The organism is Geodermatophilus sp. SYSU D01036 (assembly GCF_054050435.1).
In genome coordinates this window covers 38,516-50,940 of sequence record NZ_JBJGZJ010000014.1, presented here as the reverse complement: position 1 = coordinate 50,940, position 12,425 = coordinate 38,516, and the positions used below count along the sequence as shown (strand labels likewise).

At 75.6% G+C, this 12,425-nt stretch carries 11 protein-coding genes; 3 read left to right on the top strand and 8 right to left on the bottom strand.

Annotated features, from left to right (window positions below; all coding sequences use genetic code 11):
- Positions 1 to 168: 168 nt before the first annotated feature.
- A complete protein-coding gene (locus ACI8AR_RS14935; protein WP_457051725.1) occupies positions 169 to 1,044 on the top strand; it encodes an ABC transporter ATP-binding protein in 876 nt (291 codons plus the stop codon).
- A 32-nt stretch (positions 1,045 to 1,076) separates the two neighbouring features.
- Positions 1,077 to 1,859: a hypothetical protein gene (locus tag ACI8AR_RS14930; protein ID WP_457051724.1), complete on the top strand. Its 783-nt coding sequence runs from the start codon at positions 1,077 to 1,079 to the stop codon at positions 1,857 to 1,859.
- A gap of 92 nt (positions 1,860 to 1,951) precedes the next feature.
- On the opposite strand, the gene ACI8AR_RS14925 is transcribed toward ACI8AR_RS14930, so the two are convergent.
- The 3 genes from ACI8AR_RS14925 to ACI8AR_RS14915 form a co-directional block, all read right to left on the bottom strand.
- Positions 1,952 to 2,485: a DUF4240 domain-containing protein gene (locus ACI8AR_RS14925; RefSeq protein ID WP_457051723.1), complete on the bottom strand. Its 534-nt coding sequence runs from the start codon at positions 2,483 to 2,485 to the stop codon at positions 1,952 to 1,954.
- A gap of 79 nt (positions 2,486 to 2,564) precedes the next feature.
- Positions 2,565 to 3,713 carry an acyl-CoA dehydrogenase family protein gene (locus tag ACI8AR_RS14920; RefSeq protein WP_457051722.1) on the bottom strand — a complete coding sequence of 383 codons (1,149 nt, stop codon included), beginning with the start codon at positions 3,711 to 3,713 and terminating at the stop codon, positions 2,565 to 2,567.
- Positions 3,707 to 4,573, bottom strand: coding sequence for an FAS1-like dehydratase domain-containing protein (locus ACI8AR_RS14915; RefSeq protein WP_457051721.1), 867 nt, complete (start codon positions 4,571 to 4,573; stop codon positions 3,707 to 3,709). The genes ACI8AR_RS14920 and ACI8AR_RS14915 overlap by 7 nt, the downstream gene beginning before the upstream one ends.
- Positions 4,574 to 4,645: 72 nt before the next feature.
- Between ACI8AR_RS14915 and ACI8AR_RS14910 the strand changes: the two genes are divergently transcribed.
- Complete coding sequence (locus ACI8AR_RS14910) at positions 4,646 to 5,722, top strand: alkene reductase (RefSeq protein WP_457051720.1); 1,077 nt, start codon at positions 4,646 to 4,648, stop codon at positions 5,720 to 5,722.
- A 78-nt stretch (positions 5,723 to 5,800) separates the two neighbouring features.
- Here ACI8AR_RS14910 and ACI8AR_RS14905 read toward each other — a convergent pair whose 3' ends face one another.
- The 5 genes from ACI8AR_RS14905 to ACI8AR_RS14885 all read right to left on the bottom strand — a co-directional run bounded on the left by ACI8AR_RS14905 (position 5,801) and on the right by ACI8AR_RS14885 (position 12,419).
- Complete coding sequence (locus ACI8AR_RS14905) at positions 5,801 to 6,619, bottom strand: TcmI family type II polyketide cyclase (protein WP_457051719.1); 819 nt, start codon at positions 6,617 to 6,619, stop codon at positions 5,801 to 5,803.
- A 400-nt stretch (positions 6,620 to 7,019) separates the two neighbouring features.
- Positions 7,020 to 9,470, bottom strand: coding sequence for an FAD-dependent monooxygenase (locus ACI8AR_RS14900; RefSeq protein ID WP_457051718.1), 2,451 nt, complete (start codon positions 9,468 to 9,470; stop codon positions 7,020 to 7,022).
- Positions 9,467 to 10,714 carry a beta-ketoacyl synthase N-terminal-like domain-containing protein gene (locus ACI8AR_RS14895; RefSeq protein ID WP_457051717.1) on the bottom strand — a complete coding sequence of 416 codons (1,248 nt, stop codon included), beginning with the start codon at positions 10,712 to 10,714 and terminating at the stop codon, positions 9,467 to 9,469. Before ACI8AR_RS14895 ends, ACI8AR_RS14900 begins: the two co-directional genes overlap by 4 nt.
- A complete protein-coding gene (locus ACI8AR_RS14890; RefSeq protein ID WP_457051716.1) occupies positions 10,711 to 11,997 on the bottom strand; it encodes a beta-ketoacyl-[acyl-carrier-protein] synthase family protein in 1,287 nt (428 codons plus the stop codon). The genes ACI8AR_RS14895 and ACI8AR_RS14890 overlap by 4 nt, the downstream gene beginning before the upstream one ends.
- Positions 11,994 to 12,419, bottom strand: coding sequence for a cupin domain-containing protein (locus tag ACI8AR_RS14885; RefSeq protein ID WP_456936149.1), 426 nt, complete (start codon positions 12,417 to 12,419; stop codon positions 11,994 to 11,996). Before ACI8AR_RS14885 ends, ACI8AR_RS14890 begins: the two co-directional genes overlap by 4 nt.
- Positions 12,420 to 12,425: the final 6 nt, after the last annotated feature.

Here is a 12,425-nt window from a genome sequence, read left to right as displayed (position 1 = left end):
GTCCGGCCGGTGCGCCGGCGGGTCGTCCGTCCGGCGCGGACCGGATCACCTTTCGGATGACACGGCCGCGCCGTCCGTGGACCCCGATCGGCTGCCTCCGGCCGACGCGGGGAGCGGGCCCGGCCCGGCAGGTTCGTCGTCGACAGCAGCGACTCCCCGGAGGCAGCGATGATCGAGGTCAGCGGACTGACCAAGCAGTACGGCTCCCGGACCGTCGTCGACGACGTGTCCTTCACGCTCGAGCCCGGCACCGTGACCGGGTTCCTCGGGCCCAACGGGGCCGGCAAGAGCACGACCATGCGGATGATGACCGGCCTGGTCCCGGCCACCGCGGGGACCACCCGCATCGACGGCCGTCCCTACGCCGGCCTGCCGAACCCGGCCGCCGTCGTCGGGACGCTGCTCGACGCCTCCGCGGTCCACCCCGGGCGCACCGGGCGGACGCACCTGCGGCTCCTGGCCTCGGCGGTCGGCGTGCCGGCGGCGCGGGTCGACGAGGTGCTCGAGCTCGTCGGGCTCACCCCGGCCGCCCGGCGCCGGGTCGGTGGCTACTCCCTCGGGATGCGGCAGCGGCTCGGCATCGCCGGGGCGCTGCTGGCCGACCCGCCGGTGCTGGTCTTCGACGAGCCGGCGAACGGCCTGGACCCGGAGGGCATCCGCTGGATGCGCGACCTGCTGCGCGGCCACGCGGCCCGCGGCGGGACGGTGCTCCTGTCCTCGCACCTGCTCGGCGAGGTCGAGTCGACCGTCGACCGGCTGCTGGTCATCGGCGCCGGGCGGATCGTGGCCGACGGCCCGGTGGGAGACCTGCTCGGCAGCGAGGGGACCTCGGTGCGGGCCGCCGATCCCGCCGCGCTGACCCGGGCGCTCGAGGCCGCGGGGTTCCACGTGCAACACGGGCCCGACGGCGCGCTGGTCGTCCCCGGCGCCGAGCCCGGCGCGGTCGGCGCGGTCGCCGCGGCCGGCGGCCACGTCCTCACCGACCTGCGACCGGTCCGCCGCGGCATCGAGGACCTGTTCTTCCAGCTCACCACCGCCTCCTGACCCACCTCGCTCCTCCCTCTCTGGAGACCGCCATGGCCACCGTCCTGCCCCCCGTCGTCCCCGCCCGCGGAGCCACCCCCGCCGGCACCCGTCCGCCGGTCCGCACCGGGGCGCCCTCTCCCGCCGCGCTGGTCGGCATCGAGCTCCGCAAGTCCCTGTCCACCCGCTCGGGCCGCTCGCTGGCCGCGGCCTCGGTGCTGCTGGCCCCGGCCGCGACCGCGGTCGTCGCCGCGGCCAGCGAGGAGGGCCTGGCCTCGGTCACCGGCCCGATCGGCGTCATGGGGGTGCTCACCGGGCTGGTGCTGGTGGCGCTCGGTGCGCTGTCCACCGCGGGGGAGTGGAGCCACCGGACGGTGCAGACCACCTACCTGCTCGTCCCGCGCCGCGGCCGGGTGCTGGCCGCCAAGACGGTCGCCGTCGCCCTGCTCGGCGCGGCACTGGCCGCGCTGTCCGCGGCGCTGACCGCGGGCGTCCTGGCGGTCCTCGTCGACGGCGCGTCGTGGGGGGGCGCCGGGCGCGCGCTCGGGGTGGTCGTGGCCGCCGGAGCGGTGTTCGCGGTGACCGGCGCCGGCGTCGGGGCCGCGCTGGCCAACACCCCGGCGACGCTGACCTCGTTCTACCTCGTCGTCCTCGGGGTCCTGCCCCTGGTGCGGAACTTCGAGCCGGAGATCGGGTCGAGGCTGGACCCTGCCGACGCGGTGGTGGCACTGGCGATGGGTCAGGCGCAGACCCGGCCGGTGCTGGTGCTGACCGGGTGGGTCGTGGTGAGCGTGGTCGCCGGCGCCGTGGTCACCCGCCGCCGCGCGGTCGCCTGATCCCGGCGGAACCCGGCCCCATCCCGTCCCTGTCCCGTCCCCGGCGGTCCCGGCTCCGGCCGGGGCCGCCGGTCCGCGCCGGCGTCCCCGCGTCAGTCGCCGGACGCGCGGGCCGACAGGCGGGGCAGGCGCGCCGCGAACCAGGCGTCGTCGTCCTCGGGGAACGGCTCGCCACGGGGGTCGTCGGAGGAGCCGACGGCCAGGTCCTCGTCGAGGTCCTCGGTGTCGACGCCGGCCTCCTCGAGCACGTCGGCCGGCACGTAGGCCAGCGACTCGGCCTCGCTGAAGACCTCGCCGTCCTCGTCCCACTCCAGGTCGGCCAGGGCGTCGGGGTCGGCGAGCACCCGCTCGAACGCCTCCCTGCCCTGGGCGACCAGCCAGACGCGGAAGTCGAGGAAGGCGTCGTCGCTCATGCCGCCGGCGGCGACGTACCCGGCGGCCCACACCCGCCACTCGTTCGCCCGCTCGACCTGGTCGTGCAGGTGTCGCGCGAAGGCGACGACGTCCTCCGTCCCGCGCGCGGACAGCTCCTCGGTGAGCGCCTCCACCTGGTGGGCGACGGGGTCGTCGGACCCGGGCGCGGGCCGGCTGCGCTCGACGACGGTCCAGAAGGTGTCGAGGTCCATGCCGGGACCGTACGGCCGGGGCGCCCGCGGTCCCGGCAGGGACGCGGCCGGCGGGCGTCCCCGCGGGAACGCCTCCGGCTCAGTCGAGGCCGCCGCGGGCGACGAGCTGGCGGGCGATGACGTCGCGCTGGATCTCGTTGGTGCCCTCGCCGACGATCATCAGCGGCGCGTCGCGGAAGTAGCGCTCGACGTCGAACTCGGTGGAGTAGCCGTGCCCGCCGTGCACCCGGATGGCGTCCAGCGCGACCTTCATCGCCGTCTCGGAGGCGAACAGCTTGGCCATCCCGGCCTCCATGTCCGACCGCTGTCCCGACTCGTGCCGCTCCGCCGCGTACAGCACCAGCTGCCGGGCGGCGGTGAGCGAGGTGGCCATGTCGGCGAGCAGGTTGCCCACCGCCTGGTGCCGCCAGATCGGCTTGCCGAAGCTCTCCCGCTCCTGGGCGTAGCGCAGCGCGTCGTCGAAGGCGGCCTGCCCGACGCCGAGCGCCCGGGCCGCGAGCTGGATCCGGCCGGTCTCCAGCCCGGTCATCATCTGCGCGAACCCGCGGCCCTCCACCCCGCCGAGGACGGCGTCGGCCGGCGCCCGGTACCCGTCGAAGGACAGCTCGCAGCTCTCCACGCCCTTGTAGCCGAGCTTGGGCAGGTCCCGCGAGACGGTCAGCCCGGGCCCGTGCTCGACCAGCAGCACCGACACCCCGCGGTGCCGCGGCTGGGCCTGCGGGTCGGTCTTGCACAGCAGCGCCACCAGCTGCGACCGGCGCGCGTTGGTGATCCACGTCTTCGCGCCGTCGACGACCCAGCCCTCGTCGTCCCGCCGCGCGACGGTCCGCATCGCCTGCAGGTCCGACCCGCCGCCGGGCTCGGTGAGCGCCATCGTCGCCCGCACCTCGCCGGTGGCCATCCGCGGCAGCCAGCGGTCCTGCTGCTCGCGCGTCCCGAACGCCAGCAGCAGCTTGGCGACGACGGTGTGCCCGCCCATCGCCCCGGCCAGCGACATCCACCCGCGCGCGAGCTCCGCGGTGACCAGGGCGTAGCAGGGCATGGACACCGGCGCCTCGCCCCACGGCTCGGGGATCGCCAGGCCGAAGACGCCGAGCTGCTTCATCCGCTCGACCAGCGCCTCGGGATAGGTGTCCGCGTGCTCGAGCTCGCGGGCCACCGGCCGGACCTCGCGGTCGACGAAGGCGCGCACGGTGGCGACGACGTCGCGCTCCTCCGGGCTCAGCACGGGGCGGCCCCCGCGAGCACCGCGGTCCCCGTGACCGACGCCGGCTGCCCCACCGCCGCCGCGGTCAGCGCGAACCGGTCACCGTCCAGCCGGCCGGTCGCCCGCACCGGCGTGCCCGCGTACGCCGGCCGGGTCAGCCGGTGGCTGAAGGACGTGACGGACCGGTCCGGGGCGTGTCGGCGCGGGACCTCGAGCAGCAGCAGGGCGAGCAGCGGCCCGTGCACCACGAGGCCCGGGTGGCCCTCGACCTGCGTCACGTAGGGCTGGTCGTAGTGGATGCGGTGCGCGTTGTAGGTCAGCGCGCTGAACCGGAACAGCAGCGGCGGGTCGGGCAGCACCTCGACCACGTGGTCACCGACGTCGGCCGGGGACCCGGCTCCCGCCGGGGCCGGGGACGAGCCGGCCTCCTGGGAGCGGTAGACGACGTCCTGCTCCTCGGTGACCAGCAGCGCGCCGTCCGCCCGGTACTCGCTGCGCACGGTGACCAGCAGCATCTCCCCGCTGCGGCCGGCCTTCACCTCGCACCGGGCCAGCGACGACGTCCGCTCGACCACGGCGCCCACCCGCAGCGGCGCGGTCACCTCCATCCGCCCGCCGGCGATCATCCGGCGCCGGTGCGGCAGCGGCGGGAGGAAGTGCCCGGCGCGGGGGTGGCCGTCGTCGCCGAGGTCGGCGGTGGCCGGCCGGTCGAGGAAGGTGAACCAGTGCCAGCCCGGCGGCAGCGGGTCGCCGTCGGCCAGGGGCGGGGCGGGCCGGTCGAGGACGGCGGCGAACGCGGCCGCGGGCCCGGGCGCGACCAGCGCGGAGTCGGTCAGCGGCCCCGGGGACCAGCCCGCGACGGCGTCGGACAGGAGCGTCACCGGGTCATCGTGCCGCCTGTGACGCCGCCCGCATCCCGGAATGGCCCGGCGCCGGGTGGTGTCGGAATCCCCGTGGACCTGTTCTCTCCCGTGAAGCTCGGCGACCTCGAGCTCGCCAACCGCGTCGCCATGGCGCCGCTGACCCGCATGCGCTCCGGCAAGGCCGGCGTCCCCGGCGACCTCGTCGTCGAGCACTACGAGCAGCGCGCCGGCATCGGCCTCATCGTCACCGAGGGTACCTACCCGACCCACGAGGGCCAGGCGTTCGTCGGCCAGCCCGGCATCGTCACCGACGAGCAGGTGGCCGGCTGGCGCCGCGTCGCCGACGCCGTGCACGCCCGCGGCGGCCGGATCGTCGTGCAGGTGATGCACGGCGGCCGCGTGACCCACCCCGACGTCAACGGCGGCCGCCGCGTCGTCGCCCCCAGTGCCATCGCCATCGACGGCGCCGGCCACACCGAGAGGGGCAAGCAGCCCTACCCGGTGCCGCACGCGCTGACCACCGACGAGGTCCGCCAGGTCGTCCGCGACTTCGTCCGCGCCGCCGAGCGCGCCGTCGAGGCCGGCCTGGACGGCGTGGAGATCCACGGCGCCAACGGCTACCTGCTGCACGAGTTCCTGTCGCCGGCGTCCAACGTCCGCGACGACGAGTACGGGGGCTCCCCGGAGAACCGCGCCCGCCTGGTCGTCGAGGTCGTCACCGCGGTCGCCGAGGCGATCGGCGCCGGTCGCGTGGGGCTGCGCATCTCGCCGGAACACGACATCCAGGACGCCCTCGAGACCGACCGCGAGGACGTGCGCGCCACCTACGGCACGCTGGTCGACCAGCTGCGCCCGCTGGGCCTGGCCTACCTCTCCGTGCTGCACCGCGAGCCGGCCGGCGACCTGGTCCAGGAGCTGCGCAGCCGGTTCGGCGGCCACCTGATGGCCAACAGCGGCTTCGGCTCGGTCACCACCCGCGAGGAGGCGCTCGCGCTCATCGAGGCCGCGCACGCCGACGTCGTCGCCGTGGGCCGGGCGGTCATCGCCAACCCCGACCTGGTCGAGCGCTGGGCCGGCGAGCACCCGGAGAACGAGATCCGGTCGCACCTGTTCTACGCGTCCGGCGCCGAGGGCTACACCGACTACCCGACGCTGCGCGCCGGCTGAGACGCCGCGCGGCGTCCCCGGGAGCCCCTCCGGTCACCCGGAGGAGGCTCCCGGCTGGCCGCGGTCGTCCCGGCCGGCTCAGTCCCCGGGCCGCCAGTCCGGAGCCGTCCAGCGGTGGAACACACGGGCCACCGAGTCGCGTGGGCTCTGCCACGTCTCCGGTCGGTACGGGCTCACGTACGGAGCGAGGTCGCCCATCACCTCGGCGAAGGCCGGCCGCACGGACTCGTGGTCCCGCCGCACGGCCGCGGCCCGGACCGGGTCCTGTTCCAGGAGGTGCACGAACACGTCCTCCATCGAGTACAGCCAGCGGCCGGTGACCCCCGTCTCGATCGGCAGCGGGCCGGCGTCGGACTCGGCGAACACGCGGGCCACGTCCTCCTCGCTGCCCGGCCGCATCCGCTGGACCACGACGGTCAGTTGCCGCTCGGCGGGGACCGCCCCCTCGGGCAGCCAGGTGTAGAAGTGCTTCGCCACGGAGTGCGACGGGTTCTCCCAGTAGCTGGGATAGGGCGTCACGTAGGGAGCGATGGCCTCGGCGATCGCCTGGAACGCCGGCAGGCCGCGGCGCTGCCCGGAGATCGCCGGGTCCTCCTTGCGCTCCAGGACGTGCAGGTAGAGGTCGTGGTGGGACAGCATGATCCGCCCGACGACGCCGAGGTCCTGCGGCCGGGTGATCCGGTCGTAGTGGGCGAACACCGAGCCGACCTCGTTCTCGCTGCCCGGGACGAGGCGGCAGACGATCACGTTGCGGAACGGGCGCCACGTGGCCGAGGCCCACGTGGCGGGGATGGTCGCGAACGGCGCGGCCGGCGTCGACGGCTCGGCCGTGGGGGTCGTCGAGGCGTCGGCCGGGGGGTCGGCCGACGACAGCTGGGAGGGGGTCGCCTGGTCCATCGCGTGCCTCCAGACACGGCTTGCAGGGTGGGGAGGAGGGCAGGGCGCGCAGTCCCCGGAGGCCGGGATGGCCCGCAGCCACCCGGCCCGTCGACGGGGCGTCGAGCCGCAGGTCGCGGAGGCGGGCGAGGACCCGGAGCGTCGCCGTCGTCACCCGCGGACGTCCGAGGGCGGATCCCGGGCGGTCGGTCGCTGGAGCGGGGGGCCCACTCCCGTCGTCCGTGCCTGCACGACGGGCCGCTCAGCCGGCTACCGGGCGCTGACGGGTCCGACCCCGTCCCCGGCCTGCACGTCGGCGCGCCGGGGACGGGGTCGGTCGGGTGGAGCGGTCCTGCTGCCGCGCCCGGGTCTGGGTCACGGGTTCCCCCTGCGTGGTGGTGCGATGTCGTGCCGCCGGGTCTCAGAGCGCGTAGACGCCGGCGAGGTGCTCCCGCAGCACCTCCTCGGACACCGGCCGGGTGCGGAAGCCGACGTGCCCGTCGGGCCGGACCAGGTAGGCGGCCGTGCCCGGGCCCGTGATCCCGTAGGCGGTGCGGAAGCCGTCGCCGGGGTCGGTGAGCACCGGCAGCTCCACCAGCGGCGGGACGGGGGTGCCCGGCGCGAGCAGCAGGTACGGGTGCACCTGCCCGCGGGTCGCCGTCCGGACGCCCACCGCCAGCTCCTCGAGCGCCGCCGGGTCGGCCGTCGCGTCGGCCGACAGCAGCAGCGTCGCGTGGGTGCCGCGGGTGAGGTCGAACAGCCGGACGTCGTGCGCGACGCCGAACCGGCGCAGGCCCGTCACGTCCGGCGCCCGGTGGCCCGGCTCCGGGCCGCCCGCGAAGCCGCCGTCGACCTGCCCCACCAGCGGGCTCCCGGCGTAGTTCATGGTCATCTGCATCTCGAGCAGGAACTGCGCCTTCTCGTCCTCCATGTCCATCTCGTCGGTGAACGCGATGGCCACGGCCCGGTCGACGATCGCCTTGCCCGCCGGGCGCCGCTCGGCCTCGTAGCTGTCGAGCAGTCCGGGGGAGCCCTGCCCGCGGACGGCGAGGGCGAGCTTCCAGGACAGGTTCCACGCGTCCTGGATGCCGGTGTTCATGCCCTGGCCGCCGGCCGGCGGGTGCAGGTGCGCGGCGTCCCCGGCGACGAAGACGCGTCCCACCCGGTACCGGTCGACGATGCCGTGCTTGATCCGGAACACCGACGACCAGCGCAGGTTGCTCGCCGTCGTCCCGGGCGGGCCGAGGTCGTCGATGGCGGCCTGGATGTCGGCCAGCCCCGGCGGGTCGTACTCCTTCCAGAACCCGGCGGGGACGACGCCGCTGCCGATCGTCTCCTGCAGCCGCTTCGGCGCCAGCGTGGCCACCCGGAACCGGTTGCGGCCCCGCAGCGGGACGCAGACGAGCATGCCGGTGAAGTCGCCGTCGTCCTCGATCCGCACCCACCGCAGCAGGTGGCCCGGCGGCATCTCCCAGTCCACGTCGACGTCGCCGAGCATGAACAGCTGCGGGAACATCGACAGCCCGCCGTCGAACCGCAGCCCCAGCTGCGCGCGCACCGCGCTGGAGGCGCCGTCGGCCCCGACCAGGTAGGCCGCCCGCGCCGCCTCGACCTCCCCGGAGGCGTGCGCCAGCTGCGCGGTCACGCCCTCGTCGTCCTGGGTGAAGCCGGTGAGCTCGACGCCGCGCTCCACCTCGACGCCGAGGGACCGCAGCCGGTCGCCGAGGATCCGCTCGGTCTCGTACTGCGGCAGGCCGAGGTGGGCGTAGGGCAGCTCCTCCAGGCCCGACCAGTCGACCTGGTGCGTGAGCTTCCCGTTGACGAAGACGGTCTGGCCGTAGAGCCAGCTGCCGGCGTCCATCGCCTCGGTGACGATGCCCTGGTCCTCCCAGATCTCCATCGTCCGGCAGTGGATGCCGATCGCCTTGTCCGCCTGCGTCGAGGCCTCCGGCCGCTTGTCGACGACGCGGACGGCGATCCCGCGGCGGGCCAGCTCGATCCCGGCGGTCAGCCCCGCCGGCCCGGCGCCGATCACGAGCACCTCGGCGTCCGGCCGGGTCCGCCGGGCGGCGGGGGCCGCCGGCACGGGGAGGGGGGAGGGCAGCGAGCCGAGGTCGATCGGCGCGGTGACCGGCTCGGCCAGCGCCGGCCGGGGCGCCGGCACCTCGGCGGGGGCCTCGACCGGGGCGGGGGCCGGCGGTGCCGCCGCCCGCACGCCCCGCACGCCGGCCTCCTGCGGGCGGAACCGGATCTCGTAGAGCTTGCGCTGGAAGAACACCGACAGCCAGCGGATGAGCGGGCCGCTCTGGTCGGCGTGCGAGGGGTCCTCCACCCAGTTGCGGAAGTCCTCGTCGGACTCCCACTCGGCGAAGATGTGGTACAGGTCCGAGTCCGGCTCCCGGAGCAGCTCCTCGCGGATCAGCCCCTTGGTGCCGCGCAGCCGGTCGGTGACGATCGCGTAGGCCCGCTCGAACGCCTCCTCCTCGCCCGGCGCCACCTTCGTGCTGATGTCCACGCGCACGTGCGAGGCCTGCTCGCCGCCGGTGATCCCGTACAGCACCTCGTAGGTGCTGCGGTCGGCGTCCTCGCGCAGGTCCCGCAGCGCCGCGGTCAGCGTCTCCCGGGCGGTCGAGCGGCCGAAGCCGTCGACCGCGGCCCGGTCCACCCAGTCGGCGACGACGAGGAACGTCCGCGGGTCGGCCGCGTCCCGCATCAGCTCCTGCCGGAGGTTGCCCGGCACCGAGGCGATCTGCGCCGCGGCCTCGCGCCAGGCGTCCTCGAACGCCTGCTCGCAGCCCTCCCGCACCCGCATGCGCAGCAGCGTGCGCACCGCGCCGTCGTGCGTCGTCGGCCGCTCCTCCAGGGTGGTCATGAACGAGTTCCTCCAGCGTGTCGGCGCAGCACGAGGCTGCTGTTGAAGCCACCGGCGCCGCGGGCGAGGACGACCACGGTGGCCAGGTCCTGCACGCGGCCGGCGCGGACGAGGTCGACGCCCGGCGGCGTGTCGACCGGGTCGTCCAGGAAGGCGGTGCCGGGCACGATGCCGTCCCGCATCGCCAGCAGCGCCGTCGCCACGTTCAGCGCCGACCCGCCGGCCATGAGCCGGCCGGTCCACGACGACGGCGCGGTCACCGGCACCGGGGCCGGCCGCCCGCCGAACACCGCGCCGATCGCCTCCAGCTCCAGCCGGTCCAGCGCCGGGACGCCGGCGCCGTCGGCGATCACCAGGTCGACCTCGTCCGGGGAGACGCCGGCGTCGGCCAGCGACAGCCGGATCGCGCGGGCGTACTGCGTCGCGTCGGGCGCCGGGTCCTCGTGGTGGTGGGCGTCGTGGGTGGCGCCGTAGCCGGCGACCTCGCCCCACACCTTCGGCGCGCCGCGGGCCGCGGCCGCGCCGGGCTCCTCCAGCAGCAGGATCGCCCCGCCCTCGCCGACGACGTGCCCGTTGGCCCGCCGGTCGAAGGGCTTGTAGGCGTCCTCCGGGCGGTCGGCGCCCGACAGCCGGCCGCCGGTGGCCTGGCACAGCACCGCGTACGGGCACAGCCCGGCCTCGGTGCCGCCGACCAGCACGGCCGGGGTGCCGCGGCGGACCACCCGCCGCGCCCAGCCGATGCTGTCCAGCCCGCCCGCGCCCTCGGTGACGACGACGCCCGAGGGGCCCTTGAAGTCGTCGCGGATGGACACCTGGCCGGTGGAGGCCGCGTAGAACCAGGCGATCGACTGGTAGGCGCCCACCGACCGGGGCCCCTTGGCCCACAGCCCCTGGATCTCGTGCTGGCTGAACTCGTTGCCGCCCGAGCCCGAGGCCAGGAACACCGAGGTGGCGTAGACGTCGTCCTCGGGGGCGGTGTAGTCCGCGTCCTGCGCTGCGAGGGTGGCCGCCGCCAGCGACATCCACGTCCACCGGTCGGTCTGCACCATCAGCTGCGGCGAGACGTGGTCGGCGGGCACGAAGTCGCGCACCTGCCCGGCCAGCGGGACCCCGTAGCGGTCGGCGTCGAAGCCCTCGAGCGGCCGGATGGCCGGCTCCCCGCGGACCAGCGAGGCCCAGTGCTCCTCGACGCCGACGCCGGTCGGGGCGACGACGCCGATGCCGGTGACCAGCAGCCCGCTCACGACTCCCTCCGCGTGGGGCTGGCCAGCACGATCGCCGACTGGAACCCGCCGAAGCCGCTGCCCACCGAGATGGCGACGTCGACCTTCTGCTCCCGCGCCACCTTCGGCACGTAGTCCAGGTCGCACTCGGGGTCGGGCACCTCGTAGTTGGCCGTGGGCGGCAGCACGCCCCGCTGCACGGCCAGCGCGGTCGCGGCGATCTCGATCGACCCGATGGCGCCCAGCGAGTGCCCGACCATGGACTTGATCGAGCTCATCGCCACGCTGCCGGCGGCGGGGCCGAGGCTCTTCTTGACCGCCGCCGTCTCGTGCCGGTCGTTCTGCTTGGTGCCCGAGCCGTGCGCGTTGACGTAGCCCACCTCGTCCGGCGCGATGCGGCCCTGGTCCAGCGCCCGGGTGATCGCCTCGGCCATCTCGGTGCCGTCGGGCTTGAGCCCGGTCATGTGGAAGGCGTTGCAGCGGTTGGCGTAGCCGGTGACCTCGCAGTACACCTCCGCGCCGCGGCGGCGGGCGTGGCCGAGCTCCTCGAGCACGAGCACCGCCGCGCCCTCGCCCATGACGAACCCGTTGCGGCGGGCGTCGAAGGGCTTGGAGGCGTGCTCGGGGTCGTCGTTGCTGTCGGTGGTCGCCCGGATGGTGTCGAAGCAGGCCATCGAGATCGGCGAGATCGGGGCGTCGCTGGCCCCCGCGATGACGACGTCGGCGTCGCCGTCCTCGACCAGCTGCGCGCCGTAGCCGACCGCGTCGATGCCGGAGGTGCAGCCGGTGGAGACGACGGTGGCCGGGCCGTGCGCGCCGAACCGGACGGCGAGCTCGGCGGCGCCGCAGCTCGGCACCAGCGCGGAGGCGAGGAACCGCGACGCGTACCGCGGGTCGACCTCCCACAGCCGGCCCGAGTCGCTGACCTGGACGTACTCCTGCTCCAGGCGCATCGTCGCGCCGACGGCGCTGCCCAGGGTGACGCCGACGCGGTCGCCGTCCGGGCCGTCGTCGGCGCCGAACCGCAGCCCGCTGTCGGCGACCGCCTCGTCCGCGGCGACCATCGCCATCTGGACGAACCGGTCGTTGCGGAACACCTCGTGGGCGGTCAGGCCGAGCTTGCGGCCGTCGAAGTCCACCTCGGCGGCGACCTGGGAGCGGAACCGGGCCGGGTCGAAGAAGGTGATCCGGCGGGTCGCCGTCCGGCCCTCGGTGAGCATGTCCCAGAAGCCCTCGCGGCCCATCGAGCCGGGGGCGACCACCCCGATGCCGGTGACGACGACCCGGCGCCGGTCGGTGCTCACCGCACGCCCGGGGGCAGCTCGGTGTCCACGTGGCCCAGCTCGGGCCGCGGCGCCAGCGGACCGCACAGGAAGACGAACGTCGCCGTCGTGCCCGTGTCGTTGACGATCCGGTGCCGCACCCCGATCGGGATGTGGACGGCGGACTCGGCGACCAGGCGGCGTTCCTCGCCGTCGAGGGTGACCAGGACGTCGCCCTCCTGGCAGTAGAGGAACTCCTCCGAGTACGGGTGCCAGTGCTCGGTCACGACCTCGCCGGGCTCGAGGGTGAGCGTGCCCATGAAGCCGGCGGTCGAGCCCACGCTGGCCGGGGACAGCAGCACCCGGATGTCCCCGCCGCGGCGGCGGTTGGGCGCGGTGTCGGCGCGGTGGACGGTGGGGCCGCAGCGCGTCGGGGTGGCCGGCGCGTGCTGGATCGTCGTCATGTCTCT